At 69.0% G+C, this 21,594-nt stretch carries 21 protein-coding genes; 5 read left to right on the forward strand and 16 right to left on the reverse strand.

The features are described 5' to 3' along the window. Positions 1 to 88: 88 nt before the first annotated feature. The 6 genes from VPH43_RS22180 to mltG form a co-directional block, all read right to left on the reverse strand. The gene (locus tag VPH43_RS22180; protein ID WP_328579944.1) at positions 89 to 730 is read right to left on the reverse strand and encodes an ankyrin repeat domain-containing protein; all 642 of its coding nucleotides are present in this window, start codon (positions 728 to 730) and stop codon (positions 89 to 91) included. Continuing rightward, the gene (locus VPH43_RS22185) at positions 727 to 1,515 is read right to left on the reverse strand and encodes a TatD family hydrolase (RefSeq protein ID WP_328579945.1); all 789 of its coding nucleotides are present in this window, start codon (positions 1,513 to 1,515) and stop codon (positions 727 to 729) included. Before VPH43_RS22185 ends, VPH43_RS22180 begins: the two co-directional genes overlap by 4 nt. A 28-nt stretch (positions 1,516 to 1,543) precedes the next feature. Next, on the reverse strand, positions 1,544 to 1,927 hold the full coding sequence (locus VPH43_RS22190) for a PilZ domain-containing protein (RefSeq protein WP_328579946.1): 384 nt from the start codon (positions 1,925 to 1,927) through the stop codon (positions 1,544 to 1,546). Between the two features lie 78 nt (positions 1,928 to 2,005). Next, on the reverse strand, positions 2,006 to 3,043 hold the full coding sequence (gene holB, locus VPH43_RS22195) for a DNA polymerase III subunit delta' (protein WP_328579947.1): 1,038 nt from the start codon (positions 3,041 to 3,043) through the stop codon (positions 2,006 to 2,008). Beyond that, positions 3,034 to 3,648, reverse strand: coding sequence for a dTMP kinase (gene tmk, locus VPH43_RS22200; protein ID WP_328579948.1), 615 nt, complete (start codon positions 3,646 to 3,648; stop codon positions 3,034 to 3,036). Before tmk ends, holB begins: the two co-directional genes overlap by 10 nt. A 7-nt stretch (positions 3,649 to 3,655) precedes the next feature. Next, complete coding sequence (mltG, locus tag VPH43_RS22205; RefSeq protein ID WP_328579949.1) at positions 3,656 to 4,654, reverse strand: endolytic transglycosylase MltG; 999 nt, start codon at positions 4,652 to 4,654, stop codon at positions 3,656 to 3,658. A gap of 48 nt (positions 4,655 to 4,702) precedes the next feature. Here mltG and ygfZ point away from each other — a divergent pair, with 48 nt between their 5' ends. From ygfZ to VPH43_RS22220, 3 genes are read left to right on the forward strand one after another with little or no spacing between them, the layout of a single operon-like run. Continuing rightward, complete coding sequence (gene ygfZ, locus VPH43_RS22210; protein WP_328579950.1) at positions 4,703 to 5,641, forward strand: CAF17-like 4Fe-4S cluster assembly/insertion protein YgfZ; 939 nt, start codon at positions 4,703 to 4,705, stop codon at positions 5,639 to 5,641. A gap of 27 nt (positions 5,642 to 5,668) precedes the next feature. Then, complete coding sequence (locus VPH43_RS22215; protein ID WP_328579951.1) at positions 5,669 to 5,986, forward strand: DUF4936 family protein; 318 nt, start codon at positions 5,669 to 5,671, stop codon at positions 5,984 to 5,986. A 55-nt stretch (positions 5,987 to 6,041) separates the two neighbouring features. Beyond that, positions 6,042 to 6,998: an NRDE family protein gene (locus VPH43_RS22220; protein WP_328579952.1), complete on the forward strand. Its 957-nt coding sequence runs from the start codon at positions 6,042 to 6,044 to the stop codon at positions 6,996 to 6,998. A gap of 11 nt (positions 6,999 to 7,009) precedes the next feature. On the opposite strand, the gene VPH43_RS22225 is transcribed toward VPH43_RS22220, so the two are convergent. Next, the gene (locus tag VPH43_RS22225; protein ID WP_328579953.1) at positions 7,010 to 7,873 is read right to left on the reverse strand and encodes a YbgC/FadM family acyl-CoA thioesterase; all 864 of its coding nucleotides are present in this window, start codon (positions 7,871 to 7,873) and stop codon (positions 7,010 to 7,012) included. Continuing rightward, positions 7,870 to 8,790: an alpha/beta hydrolase gene (locus VPH43_RS22230; RefSeq protein WP_328580057.1), complete on the reverse strand. Its 921-nt coding sequence runs from the start codon at positions 8,788 to 8,790 to the stop codon at positions 7,870 to 7,872. Before VPH43_RS22230 ends, VPH43_RS22225 begins: the two co-directional genes overlap by 4 nt. A gap of 111 nt (positions 8,791 to 8,901) precedes the next feature. Here VPH43_RS22230 and VPH43_RS22235 point away from each other — a divergent pair, with 111 nt between their 5' ends. Together VPH43_RS22235 and VPH43_RS22240 are read left to right on the forward strand one after the other, a co-directional pair. Next, positions 8,902 to 10,050, forward strand: coding sequence for an iron-containing alcohol dehydrogenase (locus VPH43_RS22235; protein ID WP_328579954.1), 1,149 nt, complete (start codon positions 8,902 to 8,904; stop codon positions 10,048 to 10,050). 53 nt (positions 10,051 to 10,103) lie between these two features. After that, positions 10,104 to 10,505 carry a VanZ family protein gene (locus VPH43_RS22240; RefSeq protein ID WP_328579955.1) on the forward strand — a complete coding sequence of 134 codons (402 nt, stop codon included), beginning with the start codon at positions 10,104 to 10,106 and terminating at the stop codon, positions 10,503 to 10,505. Between the two features lie 49 nt (positions 10,506 to 10,554). On the opposite strand, the gene VPH43_RS22245 is transcribed toward VPH43_RS22240, so the two are convergent. The 8 genes from VPH43_RS22245 to VPH43_RS22280 form a co-directional block, all read right to left on the reverse strand. Next, positions 10,555 to 11,652, reverse strand: a complete 1,098-nt coding sequence (locus tag VPH43_RS22245; protein ID WP_328579956.1) for an acyltransferase family protein — start codon at positions 11,650 to 11,652, stop codon at positions 10,555 to 10,557. Beyond that, positions 11,649 to 13,124 carry a lipopolysaccharide biosynthesis protein gene (locus tag VPH43_RS22250; RefSeq protein ID WP_328579957.1) on the reverse strand — a complete coding sequence of 492 codons (1,476 nt, stop codon included), beginning with the start codon at positions 13,122 to 13,124 and terminating at the stop codon, positions 11,649 to 11,651. Before VPH43_RS22250 ends, VPH43_RS22245 begins: the two co-directional genes overlap by 4 nt. 7 nt (positions 13,125 to 13,131) lie before the next feature. Beyond that, positions 13,132 to 14,703 (reverse strand): TIGR03016 family PEP-CTERM system-associated outer membrane protein, encoded by a 1,572-nt coding sequence (locus VPH43_RS22255; RefSeq protein ID WP_328579958.1) that lies wholly within the window; start codon positions 14,701 to 14,703, stop codon positions 13,132 to 13,134. Then, positions 14,703 to 15,608 carry an XrtA-associated tyrosine autokinase gene (locus VPH43_RS22260; RefSeq protein WP_328579959.1) on the reverse strand — a complete coding sequence of 302 codons (906 nt, stop codon included), beginning with the start codon at positions 15,606 to 15,608 and terminating at the stop codon, positions 14,703 to 14,705. The genes VPH43_RS22255 and VPH43_RS22260 overlap by 1 nt, the downstream gene beginning before the upstream one ends. A gap of 55 nt (positions 15,609 to 15,663) precedes the next feature. After that, complete coding sequence (locus VPH43_RS22265) at positions 15,664 to 17,235, reverse strand: XrtA system polysaccharide chain length determinant (protein WP_328579960.1); 1,572 nt, start codon at positions 17,233 to 17,235, stop codon at positions 15,664 to 15,666. Between the two features lie 9 nt (positions 17,236 to 17,244). Beyond that, entirely contained in the window at positions 17,245 to 17,886 is a 642-nt protein-coding gene (locus VPH43_RS22270) for an XrtA/PEP-CTERM system exopolysaccharide export protein (protein WP_328579961.1), read from the reverse strand. A 38-nt stretch (positions 17,887 to 17,924) separates the two neighbouring features. Then, positions 17,925 to 20,048 (reverse strand): XrtA/PEP-CTERM system-associated ATPase, encoded by a 2,124-nt coding sequence (locus VPH43_RS22275; RefSeq protein WP_328579962.1) that lies wholly within the window; start codon positions 20,046 to 20,048, stop codon positions 17,925 to 17,927. Positions 20,049 to 20,168: 120 nt separating this feature from the next. Continuing rightward, positions 20,169 to 21,551 carry a TIGR03013 family XrtA/PEP-CTERM system glycosyltransferase gene (locus VPH43_RS22280; RefSeq protein WP_328579963.1) on the reverse strand — a complete coding sequence of 461 codons (1,383 nt, stop codon included), beginning with the start codon at positions 21,549 to 21,551 and terminating at the stop codon, positions 20,169 to 20,171. Positions 21,552 to 21,594: the final 43 nt, after the last annotated feature.

The raw sequence follows: 21,594 nt of genomic DNA on the forward strand, positions 1-21,594 counted from the left end.
TGGTATGACCGGACTGTAGGAGCCCGAGCCCATGCGCCATAGTCGGCGCCGGCCCAAACACCGTGTCGGAAAGGCGCTGACAAGCGCGTCAGCGCAGCAGAGCCTGCAGCCGCTGGGCCAGCGCCTCGCGCCCGGCCAGGCGGGCAAAGTCGGCCGCGGTGAGCGACTGGTCATTGCGCAGCTTGGGGTCGGCCCCGCGGGCGAGCAGCAGTTGCACCGAGGCTTCACTGCCGTATCGCGCGGCCATCATCAAGGGCGTGGTGCCGTTCGGCGCGCGGGCGTCCACCGGGGCGCCCTTGTCCAGCAGCAGGGCGAGCGCCTTGGGTTCGGGGCCGCTGGCGGCATAGAGCACCGGCGACCAGCCCTCGCGGTGGAGCGTGGCGCCGCGGTCCAGCAACCGGCTTTCCCAGTCGGCCCGGCCGCGAAGCGCCGCCATCATCAGCGGCGTTTCGCCGGCCGTGTTGCTCGCGTTGACGTCGGTCTCCGGATGGCGCAACAAGGCGTCCGCCGCGTCGAAGGCGTTGCCACGCAGTGCCAGGTACAGGCCCACCTGCCCTTTCTCGTCCCGTGTGTTGGGATCCATGCCACGCTGGAGTAGGCCCTGCACGGCGCGGCCGTCGTTGCGCTGGATGGCCTGGAAGAAGTCTTCGTACGAGCCGGCGTTGGCGAATGAAAACGAAGCCGTGACAAGGAGATAGACAACGTTTCTGAGAAACCACTTTAAGTTCATCGTATGGCCTCCGGCACGCGAAAGAGGCGTTCAAAGTTGGCGCTCGTGGCCTGCGCCACCGCTTCGACCGGCAGGCCCTTGAGCTGGGCGACCTGGGCCGCCACATGCGGCACGTACGACGGGTTGTTGGTCTTGCCGCGGTAGGGCACCGGCGCCAGATACGGGCTGTCGGTCTCGATCAGGCAGCGGTCCAGCGGCACGAAGCGGGCGACGTCGCGCAGCGCCTCGGCGGTCTTGAAAGTCAGGATGCCGGAGAAGGAGATCATGAAGCCCAGGTCCAGCGCGGCGCGGGCCACCGCCTCGGTTTCGGTGAAGCAGTGGAAGACGCCGCCAACCTGGCCGCCGCCCTCCTCCTTCAGGACGGCAATGGTGTCATCACTGGCGCTGCGGGTATGGATCACCAGCGGCAGGCCGGTCTGGCGCGCGGCCCGGATGTGCACCCGGAAGCGCTCACGCTGCCATTCCATGTCGGCCACCGAGCGGCCGTTGAGCCGGTAGTAGTCCAGCCCGGTTTCACCCAGGCCCACCACCCGCGGGCGCTGCGCCAGGTCCAGCAGGGTGGCGAGGTCGGGTTCGGCCACGTCCTCGTTGTCGGGGTGCACGCCCACCGTGGCCCAGAAGTTGTCGTAGGCCATGGCCAGCCCATGCACCTCGGGAAACTCTTCCAGCGTGGTGCAGATGCACAGGGCCCGGTCCACCCGGGCCTGGGCCATGGCCGCGCGGATGGTGTCGAGCTGGCTTTTCAGCTCGGGAAACGTGAGGTGGCAATGCGAGTCGACGTACATCCGGAGGATGTTAGCCGGGGCCTCGCTCTCAGATCGTCTGGGTGGGCTTGGAGGAGGAGATCGACGTGCCGAGGATCTCCTCGATCTTCAGCTTGAGCAGGCGCGTCTTTTCGTCACCGGGGAAACGCACGCCCACGCCCTGGGTGCGGCCGCCCGACGCATTGGCCGGGGTGAGCCAGGCCACCTTGCCCGCCACCGGATAGCGCTGCGGATCATCCGGCAGGGACAGCAGCAGATAGATGTCCTCGCCCAGCTTGTACTCGCGCGTGGTGGGCACGAACAGGCCACCATCGGTGAGCAGCGGGATGTAGGCCGCATAGAGGGCGCCCTTTTCGCGGAACACCAGCTGGATGACGCTGGGCCGCGCCGGCGCTGCGGGCGTCGTCAGGTTTTTGGGGATGGGCTCGGTCATGTCAGTGCCGCCCGGCCGCCCGAAGGCTCTGACGCGCCCCCTCGGGGGGCAGCGAACGAAGTGAGCGTGGGGGCTTTTTCATCGCGTGTTGAGTGTAGCGAAGCGTTTCTGCCGCGCGTTCGCAGCCGGCGGCCAGGCGCGTGCACCTTCCAACACCAGCGACTCGATCAGCAGCGGCGCGTTCCACGGATGCTCGTCATGGCGAGCCGTGCGTGTGAGGTTTTTGGCCCAGGCGCTGAGCATGGCGAGATGAGCGCCGGCCGGCACGCTGGCTTCGGGAAAGTAGCGCGGCGACGCGCCCAGGGCGACCAGCATCGCGTCATGGCAAAGTTTGTGCAAGGTGTCCACAACCCGGGGCACCGGCCAACCGGCCAGCGGGCGCGTGTCGCCCCGTGCCACCGCGGCCGGCACGGCCGACCAGGCGCCGGCATCCACGCCATCGGCGGCCAGCGCCGCCGCGTCCATCGGGCGCCCGCCCGCGGCGGCGAGCAGCACGTCCGCGCCCTCCACGCCCTGTGCCTGCAGCCAGCCCAGGCTCTGCTCCGCCGGCGGCAGCGCCAGCGCCCAGCGCTGGCAGCGGCTGCGGATGGTGGGCAGCAGCAGTTCGGGGTCGGAGGCGCTGAGCACCAGGCGCACACCCTCGGGAGGTTCTTCCAGCGTCTTCAGCAGCGCGTTGGCCGAGATCGCATTCATCGCCTGCGCCGGATGGATCACGATCACCTTGGCGCGGCCACGCGAGGAGGTCTTGTGCGACCAGACGATGGCCTCGCGCACCGCTTCCACCTTGAGCTCGCGGCTGGGCTTGGCCTTCTTGCTGTCGGCGTCGCGCGTCTCGCTCTCGCCTGCCCAGCCCAAGGACTCGCGCAGTGCCTCCGGGATGAGCAGGCAGAAGTCCGGATGCGTGCGCGATTGCAGCAGCCGGCAGCTGGCGCATTCGCCACACGCCTGCAGGTCCAGCGGCGATTCGCACAACCAGGCCTGCGCCAGCGCCAGCGCGAACTCGAACTGGCCCACGCCGCTGGGGCCATGCACCAGCATGGCGTGGCCGCGCTGATGGCGCAGCGCCTCGGCCAGCGGCTGCGCGAGCCAGGGGGGCAGCGGCGCGCTCACTGCCACGGGGGTGACGCCATCACCGCGGTGATCTGGGCCCATACCGCATCGCGCGGCTGCTCGGCATCGATGCGCACCATGCGCTGCGGTGCCGCAGCGCAGCGGGCGGCATAGGCCTGGCGCACGCGCTCGAAGAAGGCCACATCCTGGCTTTCCAGCCGGTCGGGCTGGCGCGCCGCGGCCCGGCGCTGGGCGGCCACAGCCGGGCTGGCGTCGAACCACAGGGTGAGGTCGGGCTGGCGGCCTTCCTGCACCCAGGTTTCAAGCTGGCCGAGGATGCGGCGGTCGAAGCCGCGGCCACCGCCCTGGTAGGCAAAGGTGGCGTCGGTGAAGCGGTCGCACAGCACGGTGGCGCCGCGCCGCAAGGCGGGCTCGATGCACTCGCGCAAATGGTCGCGGCGGGCGGCAAACACCAGCAGGCTTTCGGTGAGCGCGTCCATGCCGGTGTGCAGGAACAGCTCGCGGATGCGTTCGGCCAGCGGCGTGCCCCCGGGCTCGCGCGTGACCACGACCTCGTGGCCGCGCTCGCGCAGCCAGGCCGCCAGGGTGTCGATGTGCGACGACTTGCCGGCGCCGTCGATGCCTTCGAAGGTGAGGAAACGGCCGTTCACTGGGAGCCTAGCGGGAGGCAGCGCGCTGGTATTTGTCCACCGCCCGATTATGTTCGGCCAGGTTCTCGCTGAAATGGCTGCTGCCGTCGCCGCGCGCGACGAAATACAGCGCCTTGGTGACATCCGGCTTCACGGCGGCGCGCAAGGAGGCCATGCCGGGCATGGCGATCGGCGTGGGCGGCAGCCCGGCGCGGGTGTAGGTGTTGTAGGGGCCGTCGGTGAGCAGGTCCTTCTTGCGCAGGTTGCCGTCGAAGCGCTCGCCCAGGCCGTAGATGACGCTGGGGTCGGTCTGCAAGGGCATGCCCAGGCGCAGGCGGTTGCAGAACACGCCGGCCACCATGCCGCGGTCGGTGGAGGCGCCGGTTTCCTTCTCCACGATGGAGGCCAGCACCAGGGCGTCGTCCATGCTCTTGAGCGGCGTGTCCGCGGCGCGCTGCTCCCACGCCTGCTGCAGGCGCCGCTGCAGCGCCTGGTGGGCGCGCCGCATCACGGTGAGGTCGCTCACGCCCTTGCTGTAGGCATAGGTGTCGGGGAAAAAGCGGCCTTCGGGCGACACGCCGGGCGAGCCCAGCGCCTGCATGATCTGCGCGTCGTTCATGCCCGCACTGGTCTGCTTGAGCGACTTGGCCTTGGCGAGCTCGGCGCGCCACTGGCGGAAGGTCCAACCTTCGATCAGGCGCACATGCTCCAGGGTCTCCTCGCCCTGCACCATCTTCTGCAGCAGCTGGTAGGGCGTGGTGCCCGGGCCGGCCACATAACTGCCCGCGCGGATGCGGCGCGCCTGGCCGGACCAGCGGAACCACTCATACAACCACAGGGGCGATGTCTGCACGCCGGCCTGCACCCAGGCCTGGGCGATGTCGCGCGGCGGCGTGCCGGGCTCGATGGACACCTCGGCGGTCGGCCCCGCCAGGGGCAGCGGATGGTTGATCCACCAGGCGATCGAGCCGCCGAGCGCCAGGGCCGCGAGCAGCAGCAGCACAAGCATCCAGCGCAGCAGGCGCATCACAACCCTATCGAAGCTTCGGACATGGGGCGAAATGATAATCGGCGCATGACCAGCCCCCTTCCCCCCTCGCCCCTCGAAGGCAGCCTGCGCCTGGCCGACTGGGGCGTGATCCGCGCCCATGGGCCGGAGGCCGCCAGCTTCCTCAACAGCCAGCTGACGCAGGACATGCTCTCGCTCACCGAAACGCAGGCCCGGCTGGCGGGTTATTGCTCACCCAAGGGCCGGCTGCTGGCGAGCTTCGTGGCCTGGCGCGCCGATGCTGACACGGTGCTGCTGGCCTGCAGCGCCGACCTGCTGGCGGCCACGCTCAAGCGGCTGTCGATGTTCGTGCTGCGCGCCAAGGTGAAGCTGAGCGACGCGAGCACGGAGCTGGCCGTGCGCGGCCTGGCCGGTGCCGCCGCCACCCATGCGCTGGGCGAGCACGCGCCGCCGGCGGCGTGGCGGGTGGGCCGGGTGGGCACCGCGCAGGTGGTGCGCCTGCCGGACGCGCAGGGCGTACAGCGTTACCTGTGGTGCGGGCCCGAGGCCGCGGTGGCGCCCGAGCTGGGGCCTTTGCCACCCGATGCCTGGGCCTGGCTGGAAGTGCAGAGCGGCGTGCCGCGCCTGACGGCGGCCACGGTGGAGCAGTTCGTGCCACAGATGGTGAACCTGGAGGCGCTGGAGGGGGTGAACTTCCGCAAGGGCTGTTATCCCGGCCAGGAGGTGGTGGCGCGCAGCCAGTACCGCGGCACGCTCAAGCGGCGCAGCTTCCTCTTCGAGGCGGACGGCCCCGCCCGGCCCGGCCAGGAGGTGTTCCACAGCGCCGACCCCGCCCAGCCCGCCGGCATGGTGGTGAACGCCGCCTCGCTGGACGGCGGCCATGCGGCACTGGTGGAGATCAAGCTCTCTGCGCTGGACACCGGCAGCCTGCACCTGGGCGCGGCCGATGGCCCGATGCTGCGGCGCCAACAATTGCCGTATGCCCTGCCGCAGGGCGCGGACTGACGCCCGCTCTGCCAACACCGTCACGCCATGCCCAGCGGCCAGCGCCGGCTGTTCATCTACTATCGGCTCGCCGAGCGCGACCTGGCCCCAGCGTGCACCGCGGCCCGGCATGCGCAGGCTGCCCTGTGCGCGCGGCACGCGGGCCTGGTGGCAGCACTGCTGCGGCGCCCCGAGGCGTCCGTCGACGGGCTGCACACGGTGATGGAGACGTATGTGATGGACGCGCAGTTCAACCCCGCCGGCATCGATGCCGCGCTGCAGGACATGATCGACACCGAACTCGCTGCCGCCTTGCGGCCCTGGCTTGCGGCGCAAACGCGCCATGTGGAAGTGTTTGTGGAATGACTCGCGTGCAGTCCCCCCGTGATGGCGCAGCCGCTGCAGCGGCCTGGAGTACGGCATGTGCCTGGTAGCGCTGGCGATCGACCAGAGTTCGCGCTTTCCGCTGGTGCTGGCGGCCAACCGCGACGAATTCTTCCAGCGTGCCACCGCGCGCCTGAGCTGGTGGTCACCCGGTGGTGGTGCACCCGACATCCTGGGCGGGCGCGACCTGGAAGCGGGCGGCACCTGGCTCGGCCTCACCGCCGCCGGCCGATTGGGCCTGCTGACCAATGTGCGCCGCCCATCGGCGGTGGACCCGCATGCGCCCAGCCGCGGCGCGATCGTGCCGTTGTGGCTGCGCGGCGACCTGCCGCCCGACCGCTTCTGGATGCAGGTGGCGCTGTCGGGCCACAACCCGTTCAACGTGATCGCGGCGGATTTCCGGCGCGGCGAGTGTTACTGGGCCAGCAGCGAAGTGCCGGCGCCGCGCCGCCTGGAACGGGGGCTGTACGGCTTGTCCAACGCGTCGCTGGACACACCCTGGCCCAAGGTGGAACGGCTCAAGGGCAGCATGCGCGATGCACTGGCGCTGTCCACCTCCACCGATGAGCTCTCGTCGCACCTGTTCGACGCGCTGGCAGACCGCACCTTCGCGCCCGACCCCGACCTGCCGCAGACCGGCGTGCCGCTGGAGCTGGAGCGCCAGTTGTCGTCGGCCTTCATCCTGTCGCCCGACCAGCGCTACGGCACCCGCTGCTCCACCCTGGTGGTGACCGAGCGGGTCAACAAGCGGCTGGTGACGCATGTGCTGGAGCGCAGCTTCACCGCCAGCTCGCGCGTGGCGCTGCTGCGCCGCTCCAGCCTGCAGGACTGGCCGCCCCGCTACACGGTGGAGGGCCCGGCCGAAGTGGCCGTGCAGGCCCCGGTGTCCGAGAGCGAGGAAACAGGCAGCGACGAGCTGAGCGCCGTGCTCAAGCGTGGCCGCGCCCGCGGCCTGCTCAAGCCTGCCGTGCCGCGGCGGCGCGCCCGAGCCTGAGCACCCGCGCGCTACAGCGCGCGCACCATCTCCACATGCGTGATCCCGGCCTCGTCGAAGGCGGGTCCACGCTCCACGAAGCCGGCGCGGCTGTAGAACGGCGCCGCACTCATCTGCGCATGCAGCACCGCCTCGCGGAAGCCTTGGGTGCGGGCGGCGTCCATCAGCGCGTCCAGCACCGCACGGCCGACCCGGCTGCCGCGCATGGTCTGGCTCACCGCCATGCGGCCGATCTTGGCCACGCCGGGCACGTGTTCGAGCAGCCGGCCGGTGGCCAGCGGCACGCCGAAGCGGTTGTAGGCCACCGCATGGGTGCAGCTCGGGTCCGCACCATCCCATTCCATCTCGGCCGGGATCTTCTGCTCGTCCACGAACACCGCGCGGCGGATCTGCTGCGCGTCGCCGCCCAGCTCGTCCCAGCCGCCCACGCGCACCTCCACCATCGTCTTGCCGGCCTCGAAGCCCTGCAGCACGTCGCGCAGCTCCTGCGGCACCGGCCGGGAGGTCTGCGTGTGCGGGTCGGCGAACACGTAGACCAGCTCGCCGCTGACCAGCAGGTCCTCGCCGCGGAACACGGCCGCGCCGAAGTTCATCGATGAATTGCCGATGCGCGCGCAGCGGATGCCCACGTCCAGCACGTCGTCGTAGCGGGCGGAGCTTTCGTATTCCAGCGTGGCCTTGCGCACGAACAGGTCGCCGCCCAGGTACTCCATGGTCTGCGCGTAGGGCAGCGCCATGGCGCGCCAGTAGCCGGCCACCGCGTTGTCGAAATAGGCGAGGTAGTGGCCGTTGAAAACGATCTTCTGCATGTCCACTTCCACCCAGCGCACGCGCTGGCGGTCGAGGAAACGGAAGTCCTTGCGGCGAATGCTCATGAGGGGGTGTTCCAGGCTTGGCGCAGCGCCTGGGCAGCGGCCTGCTGGGCCTGGCCTGCCTCGGGAATCGCGCGCCCCATCTTGATGAAATCGTGCACCAGGCCGCGGTACAGCTCAAGCTGTACCGGCACGCCTTCCATGCGCAGCCGGTCCGCATAGGCCAGGCCTTCGTCGACCAGCGGATCGCATTCGGCCAGGATCACGCAGGCCGGTGCAGCGCCGTGCAGGTCCTCGGCCAGCAGCGGCGCGAAGCGCCAGTCGGTGCGATCGGCCTCGCTGATGTATTGGCGGAAGAACCACTCGATGCTCACGGCATCGAGCAGATAACCTTCGGCAAAACGCTGGTGCGACGGTGTATCGGCATGCGCGGCGGTGCCGGGGGTGATGAGCAGCTGCAAGGCCAGCGGCAGGCCGAGGTCGCGCGCATGCAGGGCGCACACGGCCGCCAAGGTGCCACCGGCGGAATCGCCGCCCACCGCCAGGCGCGTGCCGTCCAGGCCGAGGGAAGCGCCCTGCTCCGCCAGCCAGCGCATCGCCGCCCAGCTGTCGTCCACGGCGGTGGGGAAGCGGTGTTCGGGTGCCAGCCGGTAGTCCAGCGCCACCACCGCGCCCCCGCTGCGCAGGGCGAGCTGCCGGCACAGGCTGTCATGGGTTTCCAGGCCGCCGATGGTGAAGCCGCCGCCATGCAGGTACAGCAGCACCGGCAGTGCCGCGGCCGCCGAACTGGCATACAGACGAGCAGCCAGCGGTGCGCCATCGGGGGCCGGCATGCTGAAGTCCTGCACCCGCGCCAGCGGCGCACGTGGCGGCTCCAGCACCTCGGCGGCCTTGACGTAGGCCTCGCGCGCCGCCTGCGGCGTCATCGCATGGAAGGGTGGTCGGTTGGCGCGGCGGATGCGCTCGAGCACGCCGCGCATCTGCGGGGTCAGAAAAGGTGTAGCCAAGGTGACAGGGCAACGCGGGGTGAGCCCGCATGGTCGCGCGAGTGTGCCAGAGCCATACTGGAGCCGCGTTTCACGAGCACAGCCATGGCCTTCATCTACTACCTCACCCAGATCCAGCTCGACTTCGGCGCGGTGAAGCTGCTGCCTGCCGAATGCGAACGTGTGGGCATGCGCAAGCCGCTGGTGGTCACCGACGCCGGGGTGCGCGCCGCGGGCGTGCTGGACATCGCGCTGGCAGCGCTGGCGGGCTTGCCGCATGCGGTGTTCGACCAGACACCGTCCAACCCCACCGAAGCGGCCGTGCGTGCCGCTGCCGAGGTCTACACCCGTGAGCGTTGCGACGGCCTGATCGCCGTGGGCGGCGGCTCCAGCATCGACCTGGCCAAGGGCGTGGCCATCGCCGCCACCCACCCCGGCCCTCTCAAGACCTACGCCACCATCGAAGGCGGCAGCCCGAAGATCACCGACCAGGTGGCGCCGCTGATCGCGGTGCCCACCACCGCAGGCACCGGCAGCGAGGTGGCGCGCGGCGCGATCGTCATCGTGGACGATGGCCGCAAGCTCGGTTTCCACAGCTGGCACCTCCTGCCCAAGACCGCCATCTGCGACCCGGAGCTCACGCTGGGGCTGCCGCCGCTGCTGACCGCGGCCACCGGCATGGACGCCATCGCCCACTGCATGGAAACCTTCATGGCGCCGGCGGTCAACCCGCCCGCCGACGGCATCGCATTGGACGGGCTGGAACGGGGCTGGGCGCACATCGCGCGTGCCACCGCCAACGGTGCGGACCGCGAAGCGCGCTGGAACATGATGAGCGCGAGCATGCAAGGCGCCATGGCCTTCCAGAAGGGCCTGGGCGCGGTGCATTCGCTCAGCCACAGCCTGGGCGGTGCCAATCCGCGGCTGCACCACGGCACGCTCAACGCCTTGTTCCTGCCCGCGGTGGTGCGCTTCAACGCCGGCGCCGACAGCATCCAGCGCGAGCGCCGGCTGCAGCGCATGGCGCACGCCATGGGCCTGGCCAGCTGCGACAGCCAGGGCACCGAGGTGGCGGAAGCGCTGCGCGAGATGAACGCCCGGCTGGGCCTGCCGAGCGGACTGAAGGCCGTGGGCGTGGGCGAGGACCTGTTCGACCGCATCATCGACGGCGCGATGAAGGACCACTGCCACAAGACGAACCCACGGGTGGCGACTGTCGAGGAATACCGCGAGATGCTGCGCGCTTCCTTGTGACCAGGCCACCGCGGCGGCGACAATAGCGGGATTTCCCCACTACCGCCCCTGCAATGCCGTCTCCCTCGAATCCCAGGCCTCTCGCGGCCCTGCAACTGCTGCGCTCGGTCTGGTTCTGGCGCGTCCTGCTGGCGTTGCTGGTCTGCGTCGTCGCCTACCTGGCATTGACGCCCGAGCCGCCGAGCGACATGGCGACCGGCTGGGACAAGGTCAAGCACATGATGGCGTTCTCCACGCTTGCCGTTTGCGCGCAATTCAGCGGGCTGCGCACGCGCTGGCCGCTCATGCTGGCGATGGCAGGGTTGCTGGCCTTTGGCGGCGCCATCGAAGTGATCCAGCCGGAGGTGGGCCGGAACGCGGAATGGGCCGACCTGCTTGCGGACGCCGTGGGCATCCTCGCCGGGACGAGTGCGGCGCTGTGGCTGTCGCGCAGCCGCCTCATGCGCAAAGCCTGAGTTTCAGGCGCGAGCCCGCGCAACACGAGGCAGGTGCGGGCAACCCGCCCTACTCCTGGCCCAGTGCGGCTGCGCGCCGGGGCGACCGGGCTGCCAACGCCGCATCGATGAGCCGCTTCATTGCTGCGGAGATGGGGCGCTCGAGGTAGCGGTGAACCACCCAGGCCAGCAGCAGCATGGCCGCCAGCAGCCCCCAGAACAGCAGGTGCGGCTGCACCCTGCCATGCAGCCGGTTGATCACCATGAAGCCGATGTTCTCGTGCAACAGGTACAGCGGATAGGTGAGCGCTCCGCAGGCCACCATGCCGGGATGCCGCAGCACCGCGATCCCGCGGGTGGACACCACGTACAGCCCGACATAGAACACGGCGATCAATGCCGCCGGCCACCAGGGATCGACGACATGCGGGGCGTAGCGCTGGGACACGGCAGCTGCGCCGCTGGCCGCGTCGTACGCGGCCAGCGGAAAGCTGGCAAGCAGCAACGCCAGCCGCCGCCGGCTCACACCCTGGCTGTGCATCAGGTAGCAACAGGCACCGGCGATGAACAGCGCCGCATGGTGCCCGAGCAGCCAGGTGGACACCCTGCTGTCCGGTGCGATCTGCAGGACCAAGGCGACACCCAGCCACAGCCACAGCAGGCGCTCGACATGCCGCAGCCAGCCCAGCGCCAGCACCAGCAGCACCATGGCGTAGAACCGTATCTCCACGAACAAAGACCAGTAGACGCCGTCGACCAGGCGCACGTCGGGGGCGACGAACTCGCTGAGCATCGTCATGTTGATCAGGTACTGCGCCAGGCCCACGCCAAAGTGCGGGTCGGCGAACAGCACGATGCAGATCGCCGTGAGGCTGCAGCACACCCAGAACGCCGGATAGAGCCGCACCACCCGGGACACGACGAAGCGGCGTGCACTTCCGCTCTGTGCGCTCATCAGGATGACAAAGCCGCTCAGCATGAAGAACAGCTGCACGCCCAGGTAGCCGTACTTGGCGGCCGGCATGAGCGGTTCGTACACCGCCTGTGTGTAGTGCTGCGTGGCGCCTCCCCGGAATGCCCAATGGAAGAACACCACCATCAGCGCCGCGATGAAGCGCAGCGCGTCGATCTCCAGCACGCGGTGCGGCGAGCGGCCTTCGGGGTTCATGTGGTTCTCGACCGGCCGGTGGCGAGCAGCAGGCGCAAGCGCGCATGCACGGCCTGTCGTTCTGCTGCGGACAATTGCGTGCGCCACAGCGCCGCCATGAACACGGCCAGCAGCACCAGCTTCGCGGCGATGGCCGGGCCGCCGGCGGACGGCAGCACGGTGCCCGCTGCATAGAAGCCGGCCAGCAACGCGACCACGGTCATCAGGCGGCCGCCGTCGTAGTGCACCGGGAAGTAGCGCTGGGAGATGCGGTTGGTGAGCCAGACGGACACCACCGCGTCGCACAGCGCAATGGCGCAGGCACCTTGCAGGCCGAAGCCCCAGATCAACGGAAAGGCCACCACCAGCATGGCGGCACTGCGCGCCAGCGTGATGGTGACCAGCTCACCCGTGCTCTTGTTGACCAGGATGCCGGTCTGCAGCAGGTAGTTCAGGGTGTGCAGGCTGGCCGCGACCACCAGCAAGGGCATGAGCGCTGCCGCCGGCGCGTAGGCATCGGTGGCGATCCATCGAACGACGTCGCCGGTGAAGTAGACCAGCGCCAGGCTCACGACCGCCAGGGCCGCTGCCATGTAGCGCATCAACGCCGCCTGGATATCCCCGGCATCCGGCCGGTCCATGATGGTGAAGCGGAAGGCGCCGTACGCACGGCTGAACGGCTCGCCCAGCAGGTCCGAGATGAGCTTGGCGAACTTGGTGGCGAGCGCGAACACGCCCAGTGCCTCCAGGGACAGCATGCGGCTGACCGCGAAGCGGTCCAGGTTGCCGGACACCGAGGCGATCACGGTCACGTAGAGGAAAGGCAGGCTGTAGCGCAACACAGGCTTCAGCTTGGCCCAGCGGAAACGCAAGCCGCAATGGCGCACGGTATAGGCCGACACCACCACCCAGCCGAACACCACCGCCAGCAGGTTGCCGCCCAGCACTCCCTCGACGCCCGCGTGGAACTGCGACAGCAACAGCACATTGGCGATGCACTGCACCACCAGCTTGGCGAGGGACACGGTGACGAAGAAGATCGACTTCTCCCGTGCCCGCAAATAGGCCAGCCCGACCTGGGACGAGAGTTCGAACACCAGGGTCACCAGCACCAGCCCCAGTCCCAGGTTCGATGGCCGGCTGCCCATGGCCAGCTCCGCCACCGGGCCCACCACCGAGCCGATCAGCACGACGCCTGCCCCGCAGATCATCAGCGAGGCGATGAGGTTCGTGCTGACGACCTCCTGCCGGTCCTGGGCCTGCTCGTACTCGAAGTAAAAGCGCAGCGTCGCGTGGGCGATGCCCACGGACAGCAGGCTGGACACCACGGCCGACACGGCATAGAACAGCTCCAGCCCGCCATATTCGCCCACCGTCAGGTAGTGCGCATAGAGCGGCAGCAGCACAAAGGCACCGACGCGGTTGAGCGCATTGCCGACCGCGTAGATGGCCGAGTGCCGGAAGAACCGGTTGACGACGCTGGGGCTCGACATCGATGGCTCAGAAGCGGTGGTTCAGGCTCAGCAGCAGCGAGGTCGTCTCCGACGACGCCACACCGGCCACATTGCTGCGCAGGCGTCCATAGCGAAGGGTCGTCGCCAGGGTGGTGCGAGGGGCGAGCTGGTCGATCAGGCTGACACGCACGTCGCCTTCATCGGTGCGGTCCCCTGCCCGCGCGGCCAGCCCTTGCACGCGGGATGCGGACAGCGTGACGTCCGCCGACCGGGTGGCAGTGAGCCGGCGGGTCAGCGAGGCCGCGCCACCGATCTGCCGGCTGTCGCCGTCGGCGACGATGGACGATGCGGCGTCCAGGCCGGGCAGCCGGCGCAGGGTGCGCACGTGCGCGTCGAGCGTCACGATGTGGCGGACGCCCAGCAGCAAAAGACGCGCGTTCGCGCCGGACTCGAGCTGCGGATAGCGGGTGGCGAGGTCCATCACCTGCGGCAGCCCGATCATCATGCCGCGCCGGCCCAGCGCTTCCTCGGCCGCCTGCGTGGCAGGCAGTCCGCCGGCTATGTTGGCCTGCGGGCTTCTGGCGCCCACCATCGCCGCGGCCTGAGTGCCGAAGTCGCTGGCTCGGGTGGCCGCACCCACGGCGCTGCTGGTGGTAGAGGGGCCACGATGTGCTCGCAGGGACAAGGACGACCTCGGTGTGCGAAAGCCGATGGACAGCTCGCCCCCGGTGCTGAAGAAGCGGCGTTCAATGCGACCCGTCACATCGGTGCGTGCGCTGGGCGCCCAATGCAGGGTGAGGCCGCGCACGGTGTCCGAGACGTCCACGTTCGAGACCGTGCCCCGTTCATGCCCGGCCACCACGCCGAGCACCAGGTCGGCGTCCACGATGGCATAGCTCAGCTGGCCGCGCACCGTGTCCAGCGTCACCTGCTGGTCGATCCCCTCGCCTTCGGTCCTGCTGTCATCGCGGTCCAGCTCGAGGGCGGCCCCCAGCGGGACCGGCTGCCGTTCGAGCCGCAGCGTGGTGTGATGGCCTCGCAGGTCCGCACCCCGAGGCGCCTGGCCCGAGGCCGCGGAAAGCGACGCATTGGTGTGCAAGGACTCCTCGTGCCGGGCGAAGGCCTCGAAGCGCGGGGCGAATTCCCAGCGCAGCGTGGGCGCCAACCGGTACTCGGCGGCGGTGCGGCGGTTGGTAGTGGACACATCGACGACCCGGGACCCGAAGGGGTCGGCTTCCACCTGGTGCACACCCACGGTGCCCTCGACAGACAGCAGCCGCGGCACCAGCGTGGCCGAGACCGAGGCATCCACGCGGGGCTGCACGCTGCCGTCCACCGTGCCACGCGCTGAATCCACCAGCCCCACCCCGGCATCGACCGCCAACCGGAGCGAGCTGCCCACCGCGGACAGCCGCAAGCCCGGCCGGACCGCCATCACCAGGTCGGCGGTCCGACCCTGCGCGGAGCCCGGGCGGCTGTTGTCCGTGACCAGTGCCTGCGTCTGCACGGAGGCCTCGTGTGTCCACACCTGCGCGTGCGCCGCGGCGGCCACCAGCGTCATGGGGCCGAGCGCAAGGGCACGCATCCAGCGCGCGTTGGTGGCGCGGGCAGGCTTCATCAGTAGTAGTAGCCGTAGCGCCGGTCGTTCAGCGGCTCAGCGCAGCGATTGAGCACCGTCATGACCTTCGGGCATTGTTCGACGGCGGCAAACGCTTCGGTGACTGCGGAGCGAGACGTGTTCCCGGCCTCCACCACCATCACGACCTGGCCGACGCGCGCGGCCAGCACCTTGGCTTCCGAGGTGAGCAGCAGCGGTGGCGCGTCGAACACGATCACACGGTCGGCGTAGCGGTTGGACAGGTCGACAAGCAACTGCTCCATCGCCTCGCTGCCCAGCAGTTCGGTCGAACGTGCGTTGCGCGTGCCGGCCGGCAGCAAGGTGAGCTTGGGCACGTTGGTCTTCAGCAGCACGTCGGCCGGCTCCAGCGAGGGCTCGGTCAGCAGGTCGAGCAGGCCACGCGCGGCGGGCAACCCGAGCCGGTCGAGCACGGACGGCCGCACCACGTCGGCGTCGACCAGCAGCACCGACGTGTCCACCTCCATCGCCATGCTCAGCGCCAGGTTGATGGCGCAGAAGGTCTTGCCCTCGCGCGGCAGCGCGCTGGTGACCATGATCAGCCCTTCACGCGTGCCTGGCTTGCGGCCTGCCTCGCGCACATTGCGCAGCAGCGGCTGCTTGATGTGGCGAAACTCTTCCGCAAGCTCCGAGCGGGCGTCGCTGGACACCAGGAAGCCGTTCGCTTCCATGCGCCCCAGATCCAGCACCACCTCGGCGGATCGGCGCGACGGCTCGCTCGGCGCCTGCCGGGGCATGGCCGGAATGCCCGGGGCCGCCCGCAGCATGGCAGCAACGGGCATTTCCGCCGCCGCCGCACCGGCGTCCGGGCCAGGCCGAACCGGCACGTCGATGCCCGCCCGGTTCAGCTCTTCCAGCCGTTGCGCGGCCTTCTGAATGATGCTCACTGCGCGCTCTCCCTGGCTGCGGTTGCGCGGCCTGCGACGATGCGGGCCAGCCGGCTCATGTGACGATCCTCACGGGGGCAGCATGCAGCGCCATCCACACCACCCACCCCAGCTGCAGCAGCAGCAGCGACCCGGTGGCGATGACCAGGCGCCTGATGTCCGCGCGCCGTGCCACCTGGTCCGCCGGCAGGCGCACGGCGGCCACCGTGCCGATGACCGGTCGGCCGAACGCCTTGCGCAGTGCCTCGGAATCGTTGAAGGTCGGGTGCAAGTGGTCCTTCAGCAGAGCGGCCGCAATCCCGACCGCCAGCGTGACCAGCAGGGTCAGCACCGCCAGCGGCACGCGCCCGGGAAACACAGGGGTGGGCGACACACGGGGCGGCTCGACGATGCGGAAGTCCGCGAGCTGGTGCGATTCGTCCAGCTTGACACCCAGGGACGCCGACTCGCGGCGAGACACCAGCTGGTCGTAGTTGCGTCGGATCACGTCATAGTCGCGATTCAGCTGGGCCAGTTCGGCTTCCACCTGAGGGATCTGGCCCGCGCGCTTGCGCACCTCGTCCAGCTGCACCTGCTGGGCCGACAGCTGGGCACGCAGCGATGCCACCTGCGCCTCGGATTCGGCCAGCGCGATGCGGATGCGCTGGTAGACCGGGCTGGTTGCCGCGCCGCGGCCGCTCTTGATGCCGCGCGCACGCGCTTCGGCTTCCTGGCGCTTCTGCGTCTCCAACTGGCCGATGATGCGGCGGGCACTCACCACATCGGGGTGTTCGTCGGTGTAGCGGCGAAGCAGCTCATCGAGCTGGCGGCGCTGGGCTTCCAGCCGGACGTCAATCTCGGAAGGCACGACCGCCCCGACAGGCATCGCATCCGCAGGCAGTTGAGGCTCCTCGTGCGACAGCTCGCGGCGGTAGGAATCCCGCGTCTGCTCCGCGGCCGAGAGCTCCAGCCGGACGCGGTTCACCGCGTCGGACAGCGTGGACATGCGGGTGAAGTAGTCCTGGTTGGAGACACCGGTGACGCCGAAATTGCGAAGCTTGAAGTCCTTCAGCCGGTTCTCCGCCTCGACGAGCTTGGTCTCGTAGGCCTTGATCTGCTCGTCGATGAAGCGGCTGGCGTCCTCGGAGTCCCGGCGCTTCTGCCCGGTGGTGGATTGCACGAACAGGTCGACCGTGGCCTCCACCAGCTTGCGCGCGCGCTCCGGGCTCTTGTCGCGATAGCTCACCGCATACAGGTTGCCGCTGCCCGCGCTTTCGACCTTGATCTGGTTCATCAGCCGCGTGACCTCCCGCTCGTGCTCCGAGGAGTCGCGCGCTGCACCGGGCAGGCCCGCCTTGCTCATCACGGCTTCGACGTTGGGGCGGGAGACCAGCGTGCGGGCAAGCATCTTCACCTGCTGCTCGATGTCCGGCTGGTACGCCAGCCCTTGCATCAGCGGCTTCAACACCGTTTGTGTGTCGACATAGATCTTCGCGTTGGCTTCGTACCGTTCCGGCATCACGGTGATGACCACGGCGCACAACAGCCCCACCGGCCATGCTGTGGCGACCGCGAGCCAGCGCCACTTCCACACCGCCCTTGCGAGCGTGCGGGCCTGGGCGATGAGAGCGTTGCCTTCGTTTGCCATGGATGGCCTTCAGAACCAGCTCTGCGGCACGATCACGATGTCGCCCGGCAGGATGGCGGCATTGGCCGAGATGTCGCCGCGCTTGAGCAGGTCCTTCAGGCGCACGCTGTACTGCTTGCCGCCTTCGGCGCCGCGCACCAGCACGGCGCTGTTGCCGTCGGCGAACTCGGTCAGGCCACCGACCTGGATCATCAGGTCCAGCAGGGTCATGTTCTGCCGGTACGGCACCGCCTGAGGACGGGCCGCCTCTCCGACGATGCGGATCTGCTGCGAGTAGACGCCCTGGAATCCGCCCACGACGATGCTCACGACCGGTTCGCGAACCACCTTCTTCAAGGCGTCTTCCACGTCCTTGGACAGTTCCGCGGTGGTCTTGCCCGCGGCGCGCATCTCCGGAATCAAGGGTGCGGAGAACGAGCCGTCCGGGCGCACGGTGACCGGCGCAGACAGCTCCGGATTGCGCCAGACCACGATGTTCAGCGTGTCCAGAGGTCCGATCACGTACGGTGTTGCCGGACGATCCACCACCAGGGGTGCCGGCGGATGAGAGCTCGTGCTGCCGCAGGCGGCGAGGGCGAGGGTCACTGCCGCCAAGGCCATGCCGGCGACGCTGGTGAGCAGCCGGCGACCGGCGAAGCGTGAAGGGTTCATGCGGGCCTCGACAGGTTGGGCTTGGGGGCGGATGCAACTCATGGGGTCACCATTTCGGAATATTCGGCGCTGGGCGCCTGGGGCGAGCTGCCGTGCCGACGCAGCCAGCTTTTCAAGTGGGATGCGATGCGCTGGGCCGCGCCACCGTCCCAATAGAGGCCGCGATCCTCGTCATCGCGCTGCTGCGACAGCAGGCCCTGCAGTTCCTTCAACGCCTGGTTGGGATGGCGCACCAGGCGGATGGAACTGCCGGTGACCATCTCCGGTGTGATGGCCTCCACCGGCGCGATGCACATCGCGGGCACATTCATGGACTGCACTTCTCCGGACAGATGCATGTCCGCGCCGAGCACAGCCGCCTGCGCCGATTCCAGCAGCCCCAGCACCTCCAGGTAACTGGCTTGCGGCACCACCGCCACCCGGGCCTTCGCCAGCAGCTTCTGCAGATCCCTGTTGCGCATGGCCAGCTGGGTGTGGTGCTTCACCGGCCACACCAGCGGCACGGCGGTGCTCAACATGCACACGGTTTTCACCTGGGCAGCGAACTGCGCCTCGCTGCCGTCCGCGTCCGCGCAGTACTGGGCGGTCACCACGGCATAGCCCGTGTCCCCCAGCCCGTCGGCGCCCACCCTCTGGAGCGTGGTGCGCGCCGGCACCGCGTGGGGCCTCAGCAGGTGCAGCACGTTGTCCAGCAGATGGCCCACGCCGCGTACACGGTCCGCGGGCACGCCTTTGCGCTGCAAGGCATAGTGCGACGGGATGCTGCCGACATAGAACACCTGCACCAGCCGGTCGAGCAGTTCGCTGTTCATGCCCTGCGCGCCGGCCTCCCCGATGACATCGGCTTCCAGCCGCAACAGTGGAATGTCGGACTTGGCCGCCACCATGCAGCAGGCCAGCAGGGTGTCGCCCTCGCCCAGCGCGAGCACGGCCCGGGGCGAGAGTTCGACAAGCAGCGCATCGAATCGCGTCTGAGCCACTGCAGCGCACTCCGCGTAGCGCCCCTGCGTGGCGCCGAGGTGCACTTCCAGCGCAGGCTGGCGCAACCGCTCGGTGAGGCCACCGCCGGGCGTCACGGCGCCCTGGGTTCCAGGGTTGACCAGCACCAGTGGAGGCAGGCCCGCATCCTCGCTGAGGCTTTGCGCCAGGGCGAGGGCCTTCAGGTAGGCCATCGGCGTGTCCACCAGGCAGACGATCGGCTTGTGAACAGAGACCACCGAGTCCGTGCGCAACCGCACCACGTCGGCGTGGCCGGTCCAGGCGCTGCGGGCCACGGGCGCCAGCGCCGTGGCGGGCACCTCCTGGGTCAGGACCGGCGCCGCGGCCGATACGGCCGGGGTGTGCGCCCCGCCCATTTCGCGCATGAAGTCGATCGCGACCGCATCCACATCCGTCAGCTCGATGGCGTCCTGACCGCCAAGGTAGGCGCCCAGCAGCAGCCGGTTGCACAACAGGTTGATGCGGCGCGGCACCCCGCGTGTGTGGTGATGGATGCGGGCAAAGCTCTCTTCCGCAAACGAAGGCCTGCCGGTCCAGCCCACGCGCTGCAAGCGATGCTCCACATAGGCACGGGTCTCCGCCTCTTCCAGCGGCCCCAGGTGGCAGGAGGCGATCACGCGCTGACGGAACTGCTCCATCGAGTCGGACTGGAGCACCTGCCTGAGCTCGGGTTGCCCCACCAGGAAGCTCTGCAGCAGTGCGCGGTTGCCGAGCTGGAAGTTCGACAGCATGCGCAGTTCTTCCACCGCGGCCGCAGGCAGGTTCTGCGCTTCGTCCACCAGCAGCAGCGCCCGCCGTCCCGACAGCGCGAGGGAGGTCAGGAACGCCTCGATGCTGGCGATCATGTCGGCCTTGCCGGCACCGCGCAGGGCAATGCCGAACGCGGTGATGATCGAGCGCAACAGGTCGCCGGACTCCAACTGCGTACTGACCACCTGCGCTGCCACCACGTCCTGCGACTGCAGGCTGTCGATCAGCGTGCGAACCAGCGTCGTCTTGCCCGCTCCGATCTCACCGGTGACGACGATGAAGCCTTCGCCCTGATAGACCCCGAACTTCAGGTACGCCAGCGCGTGGTTGTGCCCACGGCTGTCGAAGTAGAAGCCGGGATCCGGGCTCAGCTGGAACGGCGGCCCGGAGAAGCCGAAATGCGACTCGTACATCCGATTCGATCCTCAACGGCGTACAGCAAAGGCCGCGATTGTCCCGACCGACACTGGGCACGTCCAGCGTCCTGGGCACTCGATCGTGGTCGGTCCTGTGACTTGCGACGCGACAGGCTGCTACTTGGCCCCTTCGCCGAACAGCACGACGGTGACGGTCTCGATGAGCACAAGCAGATCGAGGAAGAGGCTGTTGTTCTTGACGTAGTACAGGTCGAACTGGTGCTTGCGGCGTGCGTCGTCGATCGACGAGCCGTACTTGTAGCGGATCTGCGCCCACCCGGTGAGCCCCGGCTTCACGCTATGGCGAAGGTCGTAGTACGGGATCTCCTTGCGCAGCAGTTCAACGAACGAAGGGCGCTCGGGACGCGGGCCCACCATGCTCATCTCGCCACGCAGGACGCTGATCAGCTGGGGCAGTTCGTCGATGCGGCACTTGCGAATGAACGCGCCCACGGCGGTGATGCGGGCGTCGTTCTGCTGGGCCCAGCGGGCCACACCATCGGCTTCAGCGTCGCTGCGCATGCTGCGGAACTTCAAGCACATGAAGGTGCGGCCACCCAGGCCCACACGCTCCTGCCGATAGATCACGGGCCCGCGGCTTTCGAGCTTGATCGCAAGTGCCGCCACCAGCATGATCGGCGACGCCAGTGCCAGCAACATGCTGGACGACACGATGTCGAACACGCGTTTGACGAAGCGTCGCACCGGCCCTTGCACGAACCCGCCGCCATACACCAGCCAACTGGCTTTCAGGCTGTCCACGGGCACTTCCGCGTGGGTGCGCTCATAGAAGCCAGCCAGGTCCAGCACGGTCACGCCGCGTGAGCGGCAGGCGAGCAACTGCTCCATCGGCACGTTGCCGCCGCGCTGTTCCCGCGCCGCAACGATGATTTCGCGCACGCGGCGCTTCTTGACGATCTCTTCCATGGAAAGGCGGCTGGAGAGCACCTTGCCATCGTGACCAGCGAACGATTCTTCCCCGGTGGGATAGAAGCCCACCACCTCACGGCCCATGCGGCCCAGATCCTGAGCGACGCGTTGGGCATCCGGGCCGGTCCCGACGATCAACACGCGCGGCGTGCCGATCGCGTGACGAAGCGCCACCAGGAGCACACGAACCACGACAAGCCCGATCACCAGCAGCGCCATCTCGGCGACGAGCTGGCTCGTGTCAATGCCAAAAGGGTGCAGCGCCAAGGTGGTGATGGCCGCTGCGCCCAGCAACGCCAGCAGCAGGCGGGTCAGCATGGCGCCACGCGACACCGGGACCGCATTGCGGCGATAGATGCCGACCACGGAGAACAGCAGCGGCATCGCCACGGCATAACTGCCCGCGGTCACCAACGTATTCTGCGAATGCGTGTCCCACGGCACGCCCTGTGCACTGCCGAAGTTGGACACCAGCAGCGGTACCGCAAGAAAGCACAGCAACGCATCGGCGAGCAGCATCAACAGCGTCGCTATCGAGACATGGTGATGGAAAACCCGAACGTCGGTCATGTGCCCTCCTCCGATTCGCCGGTTCATCCAGCGAGCATTTACT

It is taken from the genome of Ideonella sp. BN130291, assembly GCF_036231905.1.
Classification (GTDB): Bacteria; Pseudomonadota; Gammaproteobacteria; order Burkholderiales; family Burkholderiaceae_C; genus CAMLIZ01.